Origin of the sequence: Actinomadura meyerae, assembly GCF_900188445.1 — a bacterium.
GTDB classification, from domain to species: domain Bacteria; phylum Actinomycetota; class Actinomycetes; order Streptosporangiales; family Streptosporangiaceae; genus Spirillospora; species Spirillospora meyerae.
Window position 1 is genome coordinate 16,293 of record NZ_FZOR01000026.1, and the last position, 16,862, is coordinate 33,154.

The following is a 16,862-nucleotide window of genomic DNA, read 5'->3' on the forward strand; positions in this document are numbered from 1 at the left end:
GCGGTGCGGCCCCCGGCCGGGCGGCCCCGGCCGGGCGCCGCCCGCGTCAGCAGGACGCGGTGCGGCCGTCCAGGGACCGCTCGACCGCCCGCGCGAACGACTCGGGGTCCGTGCCCGCCCGGTCGAGGATCTTCTGGACGCAGCCCCGGAACGTGCCGGTGAACGTGCTGTAGTGCGGGGTCACCGGGCGCGGCGCGGCCCGGCCCAGCGCGGTCACCACCGCCCGCGCCAGCGCGGTGAGCTGCGCCTCGTCCGGTACCTCGGTCTCGCCCGGCCCGACCGGCTGGCCGGTGAGGGACGAGCAGGCCCGCACCCTCACGTCGGCGGGGGAGTGGCGGCCGGGCGACAGGCCGAGCGCCGAGTAGCGGCCGGGCGCGAACCCGCCGCAGGAGAACAGCAGCCGCTGGCTGCCCGTCCCGCTGAGGAACTCCACGAGGTCGGCGGCGGCGCCGGGGTTCGGGGAGCGCCGGGACACGGCGAGGTTCTGCCCGCCGAGGACGGTCCGGCCCGGCAGCGCCGCCACCCCGAACCGCAGCCGGGCCCCGTCGCGCATCCGGGGCTCGGACGCCAGCGCCGAGAACGCGTACGGCCAGTTGCGCATCAGCTTCGCCCCGGACGCGAACGCCTCGATGCTCTGCAGCTCCCCGTACCCCCGCGACGGGGCCAGCGGCCCGTGCGCCTGCGGCACCAGCCGGGCGAGCGCCGGATACACCTTCTCCTTCAGCTCGTCCTTCCCCGGCCGGGCGGTGCCGGTGAGCCGCCCCGCGCCGCCGTCGATCCAGACGGCCTCCAGCGCGTTGACCGTCAGGCCCTCGTAGTCGGCGAGCTGCATCACCACACCGGACGACAGCAGCGCCGGCCACGCGGCCGGCGGCGACACGCCCTCCCAGTGGTAGAGGAGCCCGACGTCCACGTTGAAGGGGACCGCGTACAGCTCGCCGTCCCACTCGCCCGTCCGCAGCGCGGCCGGGAAGAAGTCGTCCAGGCCGTCGATGCCGTCGAGCGGCCGCAGGTAGCCCGCGTCGGCGAACTCCGCCGTCCACGTGTTGTCCATGATCAGCACGTCGTAGGCGCAGCTGCCGGACTCCTGCACCGCCTTGATCTGGCTGTGCTGCAGGTCGGTGGACTCCGCGGCCTCCACCAGCGTGGCGTGCGGGTGCGGGCGGCCGTCGGGGTAGCGGCCCTCGTTCCACTGCCGGATCAGCGCCCGCCGCTGGTTCTTCAGGCTGACGTCGGTGCCGCCCGCGACGAGCAGCTCCGACCGCTCGCAGTCGGCCGCCATGCCCGCGTAGGGCGCCCCCGGCCGCAGGACGACGAGCAGCCACGCCAGCAGGACCAGCGCCGCCCCGGCCGCGGCGCTGACCCAGGCCCGGCGGCTCCTCGGCAGGAACCGCGGCGCCGACCGCGGCAGGAGGCGCGGCAGACGGCGCGGCAGGGAGCGTGGCAGGAACGTGGGCCGCCTCATCGCAGCTCCGACAGCAGCTCGGCGGCCTGTTCGGCCTCCGGTGCCCCGCTCAGCCGCACGCATCCCGGCCCGTTCCGCGGGCCGAGCGCGGCCGTGATCTCCCGCACGGGGGACGAGCCGCACGTCGCCGGGCCCGTCAGCACCACGGTCAGCCGCAGCCCCGGATGCCGCCTGCGGAACTCGCCCGCCAGCCACGCGACCCGCGACCCGAGCTTCGGGTTGGTGGCAGGGGACTGCCCGTCGGTGACCAGGACGAGGTTCTGCCGGCCCGGCCCGAGGTCGGCCGCCGCGATCGCGTCGCTGAGCGGCTGGTCGGCGCCGCTGGAGGCGACCGCCTCCAGCCGGCTCGTGATCGCGCTCTTCTGCTCCGGGGACGCCGCGTCCTGCCGGACGTTGCCGAAGGTGTCCGTCGCGCTCGGCGACGCCGTGGCCGACGACACCTGCAGGCCCGCGCGGTCGTTGCTCTGGAGCTGCGCCACCAGGCTGCGCAGGAACGACGTCCCGCGCACGAGCCGCGAACCGCCGCGCGCCCGGGCCGCGCCGCCCATCGACCCGGACACGTCCAGCAGCAGCGACACCGACGTCCGCGGGCGGGCCGCGCCGATGCGGTCGAGCGTGGCCTGGACGCCCGGGGGCCGGTCGAGCCCGACCGCGGTCGGCATCACCCGGGTGCCCACGACGCCCTGCAGCCGCGACAGGTAGTGGTGCCGGGTGTCGCCCTCGCGCGCCGACGGGATGACCCCGCGTTCGTCGCGGAAGCCCTGCCGGGTCAGCGGGTTGCGGTCCAGCCAGCGGCGGAACGCGGTGACCGCCGCGTCCCGCTCCCGCGTGTCCTGCCCGCGCCACTTCACCTGGACGAACGGGTAGTCCAGCGTGGGCAGGCCGGTCGCGTAGTAGGGGTGCAGGCGCCAGCGGCCGAGCGGGGCGGCGCCGGGGTCGGCGGCGCCGCACCGGTCGCCGAGCGGGCGGCCCATGTCGTAGTCGTGCAGCACCTGCTCGGGCACCGCGACGGCGACGTCGTCGGGCGGGGCGGAGTCCTGCGCGATGGCGCGCTCCCGGAACCGGCACAGCAGCGACACCGCGTCCGGCGCCACCAGGTCGGCGGGCTCGGCGAACCGCTCGTCCGCGGCGTCGGAGCCCGGCGCCCCGTCGTATAACGCGGGCGTGACGGCGAGCGCCGCCGCCGACGTCTCCGGGACCGGCCGCGCGATCGCGCGCAGCTCGACCTCGTCGGTGATGCGGCGCAGCAGCGCCGCGGTGCTCGGCGCGATCGGCGCGGCGATCGGGTCGGAGACGGACTCGTGCGCCCGGGTGAACAGCGCCAGCACCAGCGGGGACGTCCCGACCGAGCCGCGCACCCGGAACACCGGGTCGGCCTTGCCGGCCGGCGCGCCCGGCCCCGCCCCGGCCGCGCCGACCTGGCCGGGCCCCTTCGGGACGAAGTCGTACTCGGCCGTCGACGACGGGATCCAGATGTCGGGCTGCGGGCCGAACAGCTGCTGGTCGTCGGTGTGGCCCGCGTCCGCCGGCGCGCTGCGCCGCCACAGCAGCCGGAACCCGTCGTACAGCGGGACGGGCCCGGCCTCGGGGACGACGGTGACGCTGTACACCCGGCAGCCGCGGTCCTCGCTGTCGTTGACGAACTCGGCGGCGGCGGCGCGCAGCGGCGTGAGCGTCTCGGGGGCGGTCAGCACCCGCAGCTCCAGCGGCTGCCCGCACGCGCCGGTGCGGTCGCGGAGCACCTGGACGCCGGTGCCGGCGAGCAGCAGGGCGGCCATCGCGGCGGCGCCCGCGAGGCCCCACCCGAGCGCCGCGCCGCCCCACCGCAGGACCCTCCCGACGCGCTCCAGGACGGCGTGCGCGGTCGCGGGGTAGAAGACGAGCAGCACCGCGGTCAGCGCCGCGACGACCAGCAGCGTGACGACGGCGTTCAGCCAGAAGACGCCGTGCACGAGCGTCACCCCGATGCTGACGATGACGGTGGAGCAGACGTCCAGAAGCATGACCTGCAGGAGCCTGCGGAGCCAGGGGGGAAGGCCGTCCTGGCGCTCCGGCGGCCGCGACCGGCCCCCGTCGCCGCTCGGTCCCGTCATGCACGCCCCATCGCCGTGTAGGTCTCGATACTCGGCCCCCCGGCACTGACCCATCATGATACGGAGCCGGGCGGTGGCGGTCAGGGAAGTCCGCTGACCGGGGCCGGTCGATCTTCGCCGCCGCGCCGCGCCCCCTGCTCTTGACGGGCCGCCAGCAGGACCGGTCAGATGGACCGAGGCCACCCGGCCGGGCCCGTACCGTGCCGGAACGCGCCGGAACGCGCAGTGCCGGAACGCGCAGTGCCGGAACATAACGGGCCGGAACCCGCATGGAGGAGAGCCGTATGGGTGTCGAAGGCGTCGGCTTCTACCAGATCGCACAGAACGACCCCGACCGCCCGGCCGTGCTGGCGCCGGGCGGCCCGGTGACCTACGGCGAGCTGCACGCCGAGGTGAACCGCCTGTCCCATGCGCTCGCAGGCCTCGGCCTCAGCCCCGGCGACGCGCTCGCTACGGTGCTGAGCAACCGGCGCGAGTTCCTCACCGTGATGCTGGCCGCGATGCAGTCGGGCCTCTACCTCGTCCCCGTCAGCCGCCACCTCACCGCGCCCGAGATCGGCTACATCCTCGGCGACTCCGGCGCCAAGGCCGTCGTCACCGAGAGCGAGTTCGCCGCCGCCGTGGCGGGCGCGGCCGACGAGGCGGGCGTCCCGGTGGAGGGCCGGGTGAGCGCCGACCACGCCGAGGGCTACCGCGCGCTGGCCGAGCTGTGCGCCGCGCACAGCGCCGACCCGCCGGACAAGCGCCAGATGGGCTCGGTGATGCTCTACACGTCCGGGACGACCGGGCGGCCCAAGGGCGTGCGGCGCCCGCTGATGGACATCCCGCCCGAGGTGCTGTTCGAGGTCATGAAGCAGACGCTGATGCGGCACCTGGGCCTCGAACCCGGCGACGACGAGGTCCACCTCGCCATCGGCCCGCTGTACCACTCGGCGCCCTGCGTCCACGCGCTGATGTCGCTCAGCCTCGGCCACGCCGTCGTCATCTCCGCGCACTTCGACCCGGAGCGGACGCTCGACCTGATCCAGCGGTACCGGGTCACCAACTCGCTGATGGTGCCGACCATGTTCCACCGCATGCTGGGGCTGCCCGAGGACGTCCGCGCGAAGTACGACGTGTCGTCGCTGCGGCAGGTCTTCCACACCGCCGCGCCCATCCCCAAGGAGACCAAGCAGCGGATGATGGACTGGTGGGGGCCCGTCCTCTACGAGTACTACGGCTCCACCGAGAGCGGCCCCGTCGTCGTCGCGTCCCCGCGGGACTGGCTCGCCCACCCGGGGACGGTCGGGCGCGCGGTCGAGGGCGTCCAGATCAAGATCCTGGACCCGGAGGGCGCCGAGCTGCCGCCGGGGGAGACCGGCCTGATCTACGCCGGCGGCCAGCCCGGCTTCGAGTACCACGACGACCCCGAGAAGACCGCCGCCGCGATGCGCGGCGACTTCTACACGCCCGGCGACCTCGGCCACCTCGACGAGGACGGCTGGCTCTACATGAGCGACCGCCGCACCGACCTCATCATCTCCGGCGGCGTCAACATCTACCCGGCGGAGATCGAGTCCGTGCTGCTCCAGCACCCGGCCGTCGGGGACGCCGTGGTCATCGGCGTCCCCGACGACGACTGGGGGCAGATCGTCGTCGCGCTCGTCGAGCCCGCCGAGGGCGCCGAGGCGGGCGACGCCCTGGCCGCCGACCTGCTCGCGTTCTGCGGGCCGAGGCTGGCCAAGCTGAAGCACCCCCGGCGGATCGAGTTCCGCGCGGAGCTGCCGCGCACCCCGTCCGGCAAGCTCAGCCGCCGCCGCGTCCGGGAGGACTACCTGGGCGAGCGGGAGGGCTGACGGCGCTCCGGCCGGGCTGAGGGTGTTCCCGCCGGGCTGACGGCGTTCTGGCTGAGGCGTGGCGCGCCGCTCGCAAATCACCGCCGGAACGTCGAACGCCGCCGCGGGCGCGTGCGTACAACGGGCCATGGAAGACCAGAAGGTCGCCCCGCTGGACGACGTCGCCCCGACCTCCGCCGCCCCGACGAAGACCGACCTTCCCGTCATCACCGACCCCGTCATCACCGACCGGGCCGCGCCCACCGGGGAGGGGGAGCCGGCCGGCGCCGGCCCCGGGGAGCCCGCGGCCGGCGATGACGACCGCGCCGGGATCGCACGCCTCGGTGACCCGGTCGCGGTCTGGCCGTGCGCCGGCTGCGGACGGCCCGTGCCGCAGCCGGTGCGCGGCGCCCGCACCGTCCGCTTCTGCCAGGACCGCGACGGCGAGTGCGAGCGGGCCGCGCGGGAGAGCCGCGAGCGGGCGCTGGAGTCGCCGGGGCTCACCGGGCAGGTCGCCTGGGCGTGGGAGATGGTCGACCGGCTGGAGGGCGCCGCCGACCGGCTCGCGGGCTCGCTGATGGCGGAGCTGAGCGTCGCCGGCGTCGAGCGGCGGGTCGCCGACGCCCGCGCCGAGGCCGCCGGGCAGGTCGCCATCGCGCAGCGGGAGCGGGACGCCTCCCAGCGGCAGGCGGAGCTGGCGTGGCGGGAGACCGCCGCCGCCCGCGCCCGCGCCGACGCCGCCGAGCGGGAGGCGGCCGCCGCCCGCGCCGAGGCCGAGCGGCTGGCCGCCGAGCGCGACACCGCCCGGCAGGAGGCGGCGGAGGCGCGGGACGAGGCCGACGGCGCGTCCGCCGCGCGGCTCGCCGCCGAGCGCGAGCGCGACCGGATGGCGTCCCGCGAGGGGGAGCTGCTCGCCTCGCTGGAGAACGCCCGCTCCGAGCTGGTCGCCCTGCACGGCCGGGTGTCGGAGACCGAGACGCTCCTGGAGGGGCGGCGGGTCGAGGCGTCCGCCGCCGAACGCGCCGCCGAGGACCTGCGCTCGGCCGTCCGCGACGCCGAGGCCAAACGGGGGCAGGCCGTCGCCGACCGCGACCAGATGCAGGCCCGCGCCAGCGAGCTGGAGCGGCACAACTGGCAGCTGACCCGGGCCGCCGAGGAGCTGCGCGCGGCGGTGCGGGCGCTGACCGCCGAGCGCGACGCCGCGCGGGCCGAGGCCGACCGGGCCCGCCGCCGCGTCGACGCGCTCACCGCGCTCACCGACCGCCAGGACACCGGTCCCCGCCCGGTGGCCGACCCCGAGCCGCGGACCGGGCTGCACTCGCTGCCGCCGATGAACGGGACCAGGACCGGATCGCTGCTGGACGGCGGCGACCCGCTCGCCACCGGGCCCCGCACCGGCCCGCTGAACGGGCACCGCAACGGCCACCACAACGGCCATCACAACGGGCACGGCAACGGACCCGGCAACGGACACCGCCTTCCCCACGCCGGCTGAGGGTCATGCCGGCCGAACGACCCACAGGCAGGAGGTGAGGCCCTACTCCCACACATGCACTGGCCCTGAACCGGCCGCCGTACCGCACCGGGGTGGTACGGCGGCCGGTGCTATCCGCGGGTCTCCAGGTAGCGGGTGTAGTCGACGGCTCCGGCGTGGACTGCGGCGTGCACGGCGCGGGCGATCCGCGAGCCCCACGTCGAGCGGGGCCCGGCGAAGACCTCGTGCTCCGCGCCGCCGGACGCCGCCGCAACGCAGACCGCGTCGGACGCGGTGCCCGTGCACGGGTAGCCGGCCTCCAGGAGCGCCTGCGTCTTCGCCTCGGTCGCGGTGACGACCGCGTTCACCAGCGCCGCGTCACTCAGCCGGACGGGCACGGCGACGACGATGTTGACGGTGCCGGGGTTGACGGTGCCGGGGGTGGCGGTGCCGGGGTTGACGGTGCCGGGGGTGACGGTGCCGGGGTTGGCGGTGCCGGGCGTCCGCGCCGAGCGGGACGTCCCGTCCAGCGGCGCCAGCTCGGGGTCGGGGACACCGTCGGGGGAGGCCGCCCACGTCGGGACGCGCAGCCCCACCGTCGCCGAGACGTGCACGCCCGCGTCGTCCCGCCGCATCGTGCGGGCCACGGACGCGGCGGTGAGCATCCCGACGCCCGGCCCCTCCAGCCGGTACAGCGCGGCCAGCTCCGCCAGGTGGGCGACGGGATCGGTGCGCGAGTAGGCGCCGGGGACCTGCGCGTTCAGCACCCAGCCCGCGGGGCCGATGCCGCCGCCCAGCATCGCCGACGAGATCATCCGGTGGCCGGGCCCGGCTCGCCACACCGTCGCGGCGAGGCGCTCGCCGTCCTCCTCGCGCCACACGGTCTCCAGGTTCACGGCCGCTCCAGCGCCAGCATCGGCCGCCCGCCCGGACCGGGGGCGACATGGACCCGCGCGCCGAAGTGCTCCTCGACGACCGCGCGGGTGAGGACCTCCTCCGGCGCGCCCGCCGCCGCGACCCGCCCGCCGGAGACGAGGACGAGCGCGTCGGCGTACTGCCCGGCGAGGGTCAGGTCGTGGATCGTCGTCACCACGGTCAGCCCGTCGGCGAGCCGCAGCCGGTCGACCAGCTCCATCACCTGCTGCTGGTGGCCGATGTCGAGCGCGGTCGTCGGCTCGTCCAGCAGCAGCACCGGCGTCTGCTGCGCCAGCACCCGCGCCAGCACCACCCGCTGCCGCTCGCCGCCGGACAGGTGGTCCAGGGGCCGGGTCGCGAACGCGGTGAGGTCGAGCCGGTCGAGGACCTCCCCGGTGATGGCCCGGTCGCGGGCGCTCTCCCGGCCGAGATGCGGGATGTAGGGGGACCGTCCGAGCAGGGTGTAGTCGAACACCGTCATCCCCGCGGGCAGGTTCGGGTTCTGCGCCGCGTAGGCGACCGTCCGGGCCCGGCGGCGCGGCTTGAGCCGCTGGAGGTCCTCGCCCGCCACCGTGATCTCGCCCCGCGACTCCACCAGCCCGAGGACCGCGCGCAGCAGCGTCGACTTCCCCGCTCCGTTCGGGCCGATCACCGCCGTCCACGACCCGGCCGGGACGTCCAGCGACACGCCCTTCAGCACCGGCCGGCCGCCGAGCGAGACGTCCAGGCCCCGCACCGCGACCGTCACGTCTCCGCCCGCCCGCGGGACGCGCGGAGCACCGCCACGAAGAACGGGCCGCCGACGAACGCCGTCACCACGCCGAGCGACAGCTCGCCCGGACTGATGAGCGTGCGGGCCGCGAGGTCCGCGAGCTCCAGGAACGCGGCGCCGCCGAGCAGCGACAGCGGCAGCACCACCCGGTACGAGCCGCCCGCCAGCCGCCGCACCACGTGCGGCACGACGATGCCGACGAACCCGATCAGCCCGCTCACCGCCACCGCCGACGCCGTCGCCAGCGACGCGGCGAGCAGGACGGTCAGCCGGACCCGGGCCGCCGACAGGCCGAGGCTCGCCGCCTCCTCGTCCCCGACGCTCAGCACGTCCAGCAGGCGGCCGTGCGCCAGCAGCACGACGGTCGACACCAGCGCGTACGGGCCGACCAGCGTGAGCTGTTGCCAGTCCGCCGAGCCGACCCCGCCGAGGATCCAGGAGAAGATCCGCTGGAGCTCCTCGGCGTTCATCTGCTGGACGAGCGTCTGCACCGCCGAGAGGAACAGCGACACCGCGACGCCCGCGAGCACCAGCGTCACCGCCTCGTGGCGTCCCGCCGTCCGGCCGAGCGCGTAGGCGAGGAACACCCCGCACAGCGCGCCGGCGAAGGCGGCGAGCGGGATGGCGTAGCCGGGGTCGCCGGGGACGAGCGCGATCACCAGCGTCGCGCCGACCCCGGCGCCGGACGCCGCGCCGAGCAGGTACGGGTCGGCGAGCGGGTTGCGGAACACGCCCTGGTACCCGGCACCGGCCATGGCGAGCATCCCGCCGACCAGCGCCGCCATCAGCGCGCGCGGCACCCGCAGCTCGAACAGGACGCTCTCGTCGATCGTCCCGAGCCCGGAGTCGACGTGCACGAACGGGACCTTGTCCGCGAGCGCCTTCAGCACGCCGCCCGCGGGCAGGCCCGCGGCGCCCACCAGCACCCCGGCCAGCAGCGCCGCGGCGAGCACCGCGACCGCGACGGCGAGCGGCAGCGGACGCAGCCGCGCGGCCGGCAGCCCGCCCGCCCCGGCGGCGGGGCGGGCGCGGTGCGGGACCTTGACGAGCGGGCGGCGCACGGCGTTCACGGGCGGGCGTTCCCGGCCGGGGCGTTCACTGCACCTTCTGCACGGCGTCGCCGATCGCCTTGACGAACTGCGGCAGGCGCGGCCCCCAGCGGGAGGCGATGTCGTCGTCGAGCTCGACCACGTTGCCGTTCTTCACCGCGTCCAGGCCGGACCACCCCGGACGCTCGGCGAGCGCGGCGGTGTTCTGCGCGCAGCACTTGGTGTCGGCCAGGAAGATGAGGTCGGGGTCCTGCTTGAGCAGGTACTCGCGGGACAGCTGCGGGTAGCCGCCGGTGGCCTTGTCGGCCTTGTCGGCGATGTTCCGCAGGCCGAACATGCCGTACACCTGCCCGACGAACGTCGTGGACGTCACGGAGTGCAGCTCGTTGTCGAGCTCGTGGTAGTAGGACAGGCCCCTGCCCTTGGCGGACGCGGAGGCCGCGTCGACCGCCTGCTTGATCTCCGCCCGCATGCCGTCGGTGAGCTTCTCGGCCTCGTCGGCGTGGCCGGTGGCCAGGCCGAGGTCCTCGATCTCGTCGTAGGCGTCGTCCAGCTTGGCCGCCGCCGGCTCCAGCAGGACGGGGATCTTCACCTTCTCCAGCGACTTCACGATGCCGTTCAGGTCGTCGGACACCACCACGAGGTCCGGCTTGTAGGCGATGACCGCCTCGGCGTTCGGCTTGAAGCCCGACAGCTTGGTGCGCGGCGCCTCGGGCGGGTAGTTGGAGAAGTCGCTGACCGCCACCACCTGCTCGCCGGCGCCGATGGCGAACAGCGTCTCGGTGTGGGTGGGGGACAGCGACACGATGCGCTCCGGGCGGGCGGGGACGGTCACCGCGCCGTTCGCGGCCTGCACGGTGACGGACGCCGCAGCGCCCGTCCCGTCCTTCGCGCCGTCGTCGGCGCCGCCGCATGCGGCCGTGACCAGGGCGACACCGATCGCCATCACCGCGCCGAGGGTTCGTACGGGTCTCACAGGAGCCTCCAGGCTGGGGGAAGCCGCGGCCCGCTCATGACGGATCGCCCTTCCACGAGGTCGATAGTCGTCGCGCGCGCAGGAGGCGACCTGGCTCGGCCACTCGGAGAGGGGCACCACAGTTGCGGGACAGCGCCGGGTTCGCACCGGACTTCGCTCCTGGGCGCGCAGCACCGCAACGGTATCAGCCGCCGAATCCGGGTTTGTCGGGGTGATCGGAGTGAGCACTCACTTCGGTATTGACGGAGTGAGCGCTCACTCCGTACCGTGGGCGGTATGGAGAGCAAGGGCCGGCGCCGGGCGCCGGGGATGAGTCCGCGGCAGCGCCGCGAGATGATCGTGCGCACCGCGCTGCCGCTCGTCGCCGAGCACGGCACCGCCGTGACCACCGGGCAGATCGCCCGCGCCGCCGGCATCGGGGAGGCGACGATCTTCCGGGTGTTCGCCGACAAGGACGAGCTGCTGGACGCCTGCGTCGCGGAGGCGCTGCGCCCCGACCACGTCCTGGCGGAGATCGAGGCCATCCCGCTCGACCAGCCGCTGGCCGGGCGGCTCGCCGAGGCGAGCGAGGCGATCGAGGCCTACCTCGGCCGCATGGGCATGGTCGTGGGCGCCCTGCACGCCACCGGGCGCGCCGGGAACCGCCGCGTCCCCGGCCCCGGCGAGGGGGAGGGCCGCGGAGCCGCGCCGGACCGCGACGCCTCCATGGACCGCACCCGCGATGCCATCGCCGAACTGTTCGAACCCGAACGCGACCGGCTCCGGCTGCCCCCCGGGCAGCTCGCGAGCCTGTTCATGGGCCTGGCGTTCACCCGCGCCCGCCCACCGGCCGGGCCGTCGGAGTCCGGCCCGACGATGGCCGAGTACCTGGACGTCTTCCTGCACGGCGCCCTGAAGGAGGAGACCGCCGAATGACGATCAGCCTGAACCACACGATCGTGACCGCCGCCGACAACGACGAGGCCGCCCGCTTCTTCGCCGGCGTCATGGGCCTGCCGTACACCGGCCCGCACCCGCACGCCCGGCACTTCGTCCCGATCCGGGTGAACGAGGGCCTCACCCTCGACTTCCTGACGGTCGCGCACCCGCAGGGCCACCATCTGGCCTTCGACGTGGACGCCGCCACCTTCGAGGCCGTCCTGGACCGCCTCGGCGCGCGCGAGATCCCCTACGGCGACGAGCCCGCGCACGCCGACAACGGCCGCGTCGACGAGGCGCACCCGCTCGGCGGGCGCGGCCTCTACTTCTCCGACTCCAGCGGCAACCTCTACGAGCTCATCGCGCCGCCGCGGCCGCGAGGAACCGCCGGGTCCGCTCCAGCTCCTCGCCCGGCATGAACGGGGCGGCGACGAAGTCGGTGACGCCCGCGGCGGCCAGCTCCTCCAGCTTCGCCTGGACGGTGTCCTCGTCGCCGACCACGGCCAGGTCGGCCGGGCCGGCGACGCCCTCGCGGTCCATCATCGCCCGGTAGGACGGCAGGTCGCCGTACATCGCGAACGTCTGCGCGGCCTGCTCCCGCGCGCGGTCGGGGTCGCTCGTGACGCAGGTGGGCAGCGCGCACACGATCCTCGGCTCGTCGCGTCCCGCCGCCTTGGCCGCCGCCGTGATGGTCGGCACGATGTGCTCCCGGACGGTGGCGGGCCCGGTCATCCACAGCACCGTCCCGTCCGCGCGCTCCGCCGCGAGCTTCAGCATCTTCGGCCCGAGCGCCGCCAGCAGCAGCGGGACCCGCCCCTCGTTGCCGACGGTCAGCCCGAGCGAGCCCTTCAGCGTCTCGCCCTCGAAGGACACGTTCTCCCCGGCCAGCAGGGGCGCCAGCACCGACAGGTACTCGTCCATGTGCCGGGCGGGGCGGCCGAAGTCGTACCCGTACACGCCCTCGATGACGACCTGGTGGGACAGGCCGATGCCGAGCGTGAACCGCCCGTCCAGGGCGAGCGCCGCCGTCCGGGCCTGCTGCGCCATCACGGCCGGGTGCCGCGGATACGTCGGGACGACCGCGGTGCCCAGCTCGATGCCCGGGACGCCGCCGCCGGCGACGGCGAGCGCGGTGATGGCGTCCACCCCGAAGATCTGCGAGAGCCACGCGGACGGGAAACCGTCGTCCGCCGCGCGCCGCACATCGTCCGCCAGCTTGCCGAGCGCGTCCGCCCCGCTCCGCTCGCTCAGCATGACCCCAATACGCACAAGGACCTCCTCAGAACCGGATAAGGAGATCCTTACACACGCTCACCCGTCGAACCCGCCGTCCCTGGGTGCGTACTTCTGCGCCAGCTCGCGGTCGTTCGCCGCCCACCTGCGATGCCGGGCCGCCGCCTGGAGGTGCAGATCGGCCTCCTCGGGATGCGCGGCGGCCATCTGCTCCAGCAGTTCCGCCGCCCGCTCATGCGCCCGCGCCGAGGACGCCATCGCCTGGCACGGGTACTCATCGCCGTCGTGCCGGCCCCCGCAGGCCCTCACACCGAGCGCGTGGTCTTCGCCGTCCATGCCCGCTGGACCGCCCACCGATCCACCCAACCCTCCAGCCACCTTCCCCTATCTACCCAGCCACCCGGCCGTTCAGCCCCGCCCGGCGATGACCGATCATGGAGGACGTGGCAGATCCCGAACCACTCACGCTCTTCACCGCGGACGGCGTGCGGATCGACGCGGGCCACCTGCGCGGCGCCCGCGACGTGTGCTTCGTCCTGGCGCACGGCTTCACCTGCTCGTGGCGGCAGCCCGCGCTGCGCCGGATCGCAGGCGCCCTCGGCCGGCACGGCGGCGTTGTCGCGTTCGACTTCCGCGGGCACGGCAGGTCCGGCGGGCACTCCACGGTCGGCGACCGCGAGGTCCTCGACGTCGCCGCCGCCGTCGCGGCGGCACGCCGCAGGGGCTACCGGCGCGTCGCGGTCGCCGGGTTCTCCCTGGGCGGCGCGATCGCCGTCCGCCACGCCGCGCTGCACGGCGAGGTCGACGCGGTGGTGTCGGTCAGCGCGCCCGCCCGCTGGTACTACCGCGGAACGGTCCCGATGCGGCGCGTGCACTGGGTCATCGAGCGCCGCCTCGGCCGCCTGGCCGTCCGCGTGGCCCGCGGCACCCGCATCGCGCCGAAGGGCTGGGACCCGGTACCCGAGGCGCCCCACGAGCTGGCCGGACGCATCGCACCGGCGCCCCTGCTCGTCGTCCACGGCGACGCGGACGCGTTCTTCCCGCTCGACCACGCGCACCAGCTCTACGAGGCGGCGTCCGAGCCGAAGGAACTCTGGATCGAACCGGCCTTCGGCCACGCCGAGGTGGCCGCCACCCCGGACCTGATCAACCGCATCGCCAAGTGGACGTCGACCGCGGTCTCGGGCTGGGAGCCGTCATCATGAAGCGCCGTATCCACTGATCATGTTGCCGCCCTTCGTGCCCTGGACGCGGGTTCGTAATAACGGCACGATGTTGGACCGTCACTCTTTGAGGAGGTTCATCGGTGGTGATGCCGCGCGGCAGGCGTGAGCGGCGATTCCTCGCCCGGCAGGAGAGAGCCTGGCAGCGGACCATCGTGGCGATGTCGGCACAACTCGGGGAGAGCGACCCCGCGAGCCTGCTCGCCCGCACGAACCGGACCGTCGACCGCCTCGCGGTTCTCGTCGCATGGGCGAGTGACCAGTTCACCACCCTGAACGAGGAGCAGAAGGCGATGACCCGCAACCGGGCGTACCTCGACGAGGTCATCGACAACGGTGCGGAGACCCCGGAGTGGCTGGAGGGCCGTGTGGAACTCCGCCGCATCGGCCACGACCTCAACGCCGAGGGCGGCCGGCCATGGATGGTGGCGGTCGCCGAACGCGCCCACACCCTGCGGGGCGTGCCCCTGCGGGCGGTGGAGATGCACTGGGACGGCATCGGCGACTGGCGCGCCTGACCGCCGCCGGGAGCGTCGTCAGTCGAGGAGCTTGGCCAGGCGTTTCGGGGCGACGAGGCGGTAGCTGTCCTCGATGAGCTCGGCCATCTCGTCCCAGTCGTGGTCGACGTCGAGGCGGGCGCCGACCCAGCCCTTCACACCGACGTACTTCGGGACGAAGAAGCGCTCCGGGTCCTCCGCCACGAGCGCCTCCTGCACGCCGGGCCCGGCCTTGAACGTCATCGAGAGGCCGTCCTCGGAGGTCATCACGAACATCTTGTCGCGGACCCGGTAGGTCGGCGCGGTGTGACCGCCGAACGGCTTCTCCGCCGCCTCCGGCAGTGCCATGCAGATCTCCCGGATCCTCGCCGCCGGGTCCACGTCGCTCATGCGCAGGTCCTTCCGCTTCCGCGTCTCCGCGCATCGTAGACGGGGCCTCCGACAATCGCGGGCGTCCGGCGCACGGGGCGGCTTCTTCCGTCCGGCGGAAGGAGGGCTGGTGGGAGGCGGTGGTTGCGGTGAAGGTCGGGGCGGATGGCCGGTTCACTGCATGGAGGGTCTGTGGCTGCGGAGATCGAGGTGGTCGTCGGTGACCGGGTCGTCCTCGCGGACGGCGTCGTGGGGCTGGCGCTGCGCGCGGCGGACGGCGGTGAGCTGCCGGGCTGGGGGCCCGGTGCGCACGTCGACGTGGTCTTGGAGGACGGGCTCGAGCGGCAGTACTCGCTGTGCGGGGATCCGGCCGATGCCCGGGAGTGGCGGATAGGGGTCTTGAAGGAGGGGCCGGGGTCCACCTTCGTCCACGAGCGGGTGCGGGTGGGAGACCGGCTCACCGTGCGCGGCCCCCGCAACCATTTCGCCCTGGAGGACGCGCCTCGCTACGTGTTCCTCGCGGGCGGGATCGGGATCACGCCGATCCTTCCGATGGTGGCGGAAGCCGAAGCCGCCGGGGCCGACTGGCGGTTGTTCTACGGGGGCCGGCGGCGTTCCTCCATGGCCTTTCTCGACGAGCTGTCGCGGTTCGGGGAGCGGGTCGAGATCTGGCCGCAGGACGAGCGCGGCCTGCTCGATCTCGATGCGATCCTCGGCGGGGCCGGGGACGCGCTCGTCTACTGCTGCGGGCCGGAGGCGATGCTCGCGGCGGTCGAGGAGCGGTGCGGGACGCATGTGCTGCGCACGGAGCGGTTCTCCCCGAAGGCCGTCACGGGGGAGGCCGAGGCGTTCGACGTCGAACTGGCGCTGAGCGGGCGGACGCTGCGGGTCGAGGCCGGCCGCTCGATCCTGGAGACCGTGGAGAAGGCGGGGGTGAGCGTCCTGTCGTCCTGCCGGGAGGGGACGTGCGGGACGTGCGAGACCGTGGTCCTCGGCGGTGAGCCCGACCACCGGGACTCGGTGCTGACCGAGGCGGAGCGCGCGGACGGGGGATTCATGATGATCTGCGTGTCCCGGGCCCGCGGGCCCCGCCTCGTCCTGGAGCTCTGAGGGTGCAGCGAGCTCTAGGGGTGCAGCGCGCGGCGGAGGACGCCGATCCGGTCGGTGTGCATCCGCCGCGCCACGGCCGCCTGCGGGACGAGGTTCGTCCCGTGGAAGGTGCCCGGATAGTGGTGGATCTCGGTCGGGACGCCCGCCTGGACCAGCCGCTGCGCATAGGCCAGCCCCTCGTCGCGCAGCGGGTCGAACTCGCAGGTGGTCACGTAGGCGGGCGGTAGCCCGGAGAGGTCCTCGGCGCGGGCGGGCGCCGCGTACGGGGAGACGCCGGCGGTGCCGCGGACGCCTTCGCCGAGGTAGTAGTCCCAGCTCAGTTCCGCGTTGGGCCGGTGCCAGATCGGCGTGTCGGTGAACGCGCGCATGGACGGGGTGTCGAGCCGGTCGTCGAGTTCGGGGACGCCGAGGAGCTGGAAGCACAGGGCCGGGCCGCCGCGGTCGCGGGCCAGCAGCGCGACCGCCGCCGACAGGCCGCCGCCCGCGCTCTCGCCGCCGACGGCCAGCCGGGCGGGGTCGATGCCCAGTTCGGCCGCGTGCTCGGCGGTCCAGGTGAGGGCGGCGTAGCAGTCCTCCAGGCCGGCGGGGAAGGGGTGCTCGGGGGCGAGGCGGTACTCGACCGAGACGACGACGGCGCCGACCTCCGCGGCGATGGCGGTCGTGTCGTCCCGGTAGAGGTCGACGGAGCCGAGGACGAACCCGCCGCCGTGGATGTAGACGAGGCCGGGCAGGGCGCCCTCGCGCTCCGCGGGCCGGAAGACGCGGACCGGCACGCCGGGCGGCACGGTGACGTCGCGGGTCTCGACCGGGACGGGGGGTTCGTACCGGGGGTTGTTCCCGAACATCTCCGCCTCCTCACGGCGGACCTTCTCCACGTCGGCGATCGTCAGGTGCGGGACCGTGGAGATGAAGGGGGCGAGTTCCGGGTCGTAGGCGTAGGTCACACGGGCTCCT

The 16,862-nt window shown here is 74.8% G+C and carries 17 protein-coding genes; 7 read left to right on the plus strand and 10 right to left on the minus strand.

Going from position 1 to position 16,862, the window contains the following annotated elements; all coding sequences use genetic code 11:
* Positions 1–46: 46 nt before the first annotated feature.
* Complete coding sequence (locus CHF16_RS24495) at positions 47–1,465, minus strand: extracellular solute-binding protein (RefSeq protein ID WP_143228105.1); 1,419 nt, start codon at positions 1,463–1,465, stop codon at positions 47–49.
* Positions 1,462–3,558 carry a vWA domain-containing protein gene (locus CHF16_RS24500; protein WP_089328475.1) on the minus strand — a complete coding sequence of 699 codons (2,097 nt, stop codon included), beginning with the start codon at positions 3,556–3,558 and terminating at the stop codon, positions 1,462–1,464. The genes CHF16_RS24495 and CHF16_RS24500 overlap by 4 nt, the downstream gene beginning before the upstream one ends.
* 284 nt (positions 3,559–3,842) lie before the next feature.
* Here CHF16_RS24500 and CHF16_RS24505 point away from each other — a divergent pair, with 284 nt between their 5' ends.
* Both CHF16_RS24505 and CHF16_RS24510 read left to right on the plus strand, forming a co-directional pair.
* Positions 3,843–5,393: an AMP-binding protein gene (locus tag CHF16_RS24505; protein ID WP_179271682.1), complete on the plus strand. Its 1,551-nt coding sequence runs from the start codon at positions 3,843–3,845 to the stop codon at positions 5,391–5,393.
* Between the two features lie 127 nt (positions 5,394–5,520).
* A complete protein-coding gene (locus CHF16_RS24510; RefSeq protein ID WP_089328477.1) occupies positions 5,521–6,867 on the plus strand; it encodes a coiled-coil domain-containing protein in 1,347 nt (448 codons plus the stop codon).
* 110 nt (positions 6,868–6,977) lie between these two features.
* On the opposite strand, the gene CHF16_RS24515 is transcribed toward CHF16_RS24510, so the two are convergent.
* From CHF16_RS24515 to CHF16_RS24530, 4 genes are all read right to left on the minus strand, one after another.
* Complete coding sequence (locus CHF16_RS24515) at positions 6,978–7,736, minus strand: adenosylcobinamide amidohydrolase (protein WP_245869169.1); 759 nt, start codon at positions 7,734–7,736, stop codon at positions 6,978–6,980.
* Between the two features lie 2 nt (positions 7,737–7,738).
* Entirely contained in the window at positions 7,739–8,509 is a 771-nt protein-coding gene (locus CHF16_RS24520) for an ABC transporter ATP-binding protein (protein WP_089328478.1), read from the minus strand.
* Positions 8,506–9,534, minus strand: coding sequence for a FecCD family ABC transporter permease (locus CHF16_RS24525; RefSeq protein ID WP_089328556.1), 1,029 nt, complete (start codon positions 9,532–9,534; stop codon positions 8,506–8,508). Before CHF16_RS24525 ends, CHF16_RS24520 begins: the two co-directional genes overlap by 4 nt.
* A gap of 94 nt (positions 9,535–9,628) precedes the next feature.
* Positions 9,629–10,558, minus strand: coding sequence for an ABC transporter substrate-binding protein (locus tag CHF16_RS24530; RefSeq protein WP_245869151.1), 930 nt, complete (start codon positions 10,556–10,558; stop codon positions 9,629–9,631).
* A 276-nt stretch (positions 10,559–10,834) separates the two neighbouring features.
* On the opposite strand from CHF16_RS24530, the gene CHF16_RS24535 reads away from it, so the two are divergent.
* Together CHF16_RS24535 and CHF16_RS24540 are read left to right on the plus strand one after the other, a co-directional pair.
* Positions 10,835–11,473, plus strand: coding sequence for a TetR/AcrR family transcriptional regulator (locus tag CHF16_RS24535; protein WP_245869154.1), 639 nt, complete (start codon positions 10,835–10,837; stop codon positions 11,471–11,473).
* Positions 11,470–11,895, plus strand: coding sequence for a VOC family protein (locus CHF16_RS24540; RefSeq protein WP_089328480.1), 426 nt, complete (start codon positions 11,470–11,472; stop codon positions 11,893–11,895). The genes CHF16_RS24535 and CHF16_RS24540 overlap by 4 nt, the downstream gene beginning before the upstream one ends.
* On the opposite strand, the gene CHF16_RS24545 is transcribed toward CHF16_RS24540, so the two are convergent.
* Both CHF16_RS24545 and CHF16_RS24550 read right to left on the minus strand, forming a co-directional pair.
* Positions 11,834–12,745, minus strand: coding sequence for an LLM class F420-dependent oxidoreductase (locus CHF16_RS24545; protein ID WP_089328481.1), 912 nt, complete (start codon positions 12,743–12,745; stop codon positions 11,834–11,836). The two genes, CHF16_RS24540 and CHF16_RS24545, sit on opposite strands and share 62 nt — an antisense overlap.
* A 42-nt stretch (positions 12,746–12,787) precedes the next feature.
* Complete coding sequence (locus CHF16_RS24550; protein WP_143228106.1) at positions 12,788–13,063, minus strand: hypothetical protein; 276 nt, start codon at positions 13,061–13,063, stop codon at positions 12,788–12,790.
* Positions 13,064–13,152: 89 nt separating this feature from the next.
* Between CHF16_RS24550 and CHF16_RS24555 the strand changes: the two genes are divergently transcribed.
* Both CHF16_RS24555 and CHF16_RS24560 read left to right on the plus strand, forming a co-directional pair.
* Entirely contained in the window at positions 13,153–13,914 is a 762-nt protein-coding gene (locus CHF16_RS24555; RefSeq protein ID WP_425427509.1) for an alpha/beta hydrolase, read from the plus strand.
* A 101-nt stretch (positions 13,915–14,015) separates the two neighbouring features.
* The gene (locus tag CHF16_RS24560; protein WP_089328484.1) at positions 14,016–14,450 is read left to right on the plus strand and encodes a hypothetical protein; all 435 of its coding nucleotides are present in this window, start codon (positions 14,016–14,018) and stop codon (positions 14,448–14,450) included.
* A gap of 18 nt (positions 14,451–14,468) precedes the next feature.
* Here the strand turns inward: CHF16_RS24560 and CHF16_RS24565 are convergent, their stop codons facing one another.
* Positions 14,469–14,819, minus strand: coding sequence for an MmcQ/YjbR family DNA-binding protein (locus tag CHF16_RS24565; RefSeq protein ID WP_089328485.1), 351 nt, complete (start codon positions 14,817–14,819; stop codon positions 14,469–14,471).
* A gap of 171 nt (positions 14,820–14,990) precedes the next feature.
* Here CHF16_RS24565 and CHF16_RS24570 point away from each other — a divergent pair, with 171 nt between their 5' ends.
* Positions 14,991–15,908 (plus strand): PDR/VanB family oxidoreductase, encoded by a 918-nt coding sequence (locus tag CHF16_RS24570; protein ID WP_245869156.1) that lies wholly within the window; start codon positions 14,991–14,993, stop codon positions 15,906–15,908.
* A 14-nt stretch (positions 15,909–15,922) separates the two neighbouring features.
* On the opposite strand, the gene CHF16_RS24575 is transcribed toward CHF16_RS24570, so the two are convergent.
* The gene (locus tag CHF16_RS24575; RefSeq protein ID WP_089328487.1) at positions 15,923–16,852 is read right to left on the minus strand and encodes an alpha/beta hydrolase; all 930 of its coding nucleotides are present in this window, start codon (positions 16,850–16,852) and stop codon (positions 15,923–15,925) included.
* Positions 16,853–16,862 lie beyond the last annotated feature (10 nt).

Excerpts from the sequence above, each read along its gene's own strand:
- CHF16_RS24495 (WP_143228105.1), bottom strand. The coding sequence starts at position 1,465 with ATGAGGCGGCCCACGTTCCTGCCACGCTCCCTGCCGCGCCGTCTGCCG.
- CHF16_RS24500 (WP_089328475.1), bottom strand. The coding sequence starts at position 3,558 with ATGACGGGACCGAGCGGCGACGGGGGCCGGTCGCGGCCGCCGGAGCGC.
- CHF16_RS24505 (WP_179271682.1), top strand. The coding sequence starts at position 3,843 with ATGGGTGTCGAAGGCGTCGGCTTCTACCAGATCGCACAGAACGACCCC.
- CHF16_RS24510 (WP_089328477.1), top strand. The coding sequence starts at position 5,521 with ATGGAAGACCAGAAGGTCGCCCCGCTGGACGACGTCGCCCCGACCTCC.
- CHF16_RS24535 (WP_245869154.1), top strand. The coding sequence starts at position 10,835 with ATGGAGAGCAAGGGCCGGCGCCGGGCGCCGGGGATGAGTCCGCGGCAG.
- CHF16_RS24540 (WP_089328480.1), top strand. The coding sequence starts at position 11,470 with ATGACGATCAGCCTGAACCACACGATCGTGACCGCCGCCGACAACGAC.
- CHF16_RS24565 (WP_089328485.1), bottom strand. The coding sequence starts at position 14,819 with ATGAGCGACGTGGACCCGGCGGCGAGGATCCGGGAGATCTGCATGGCA.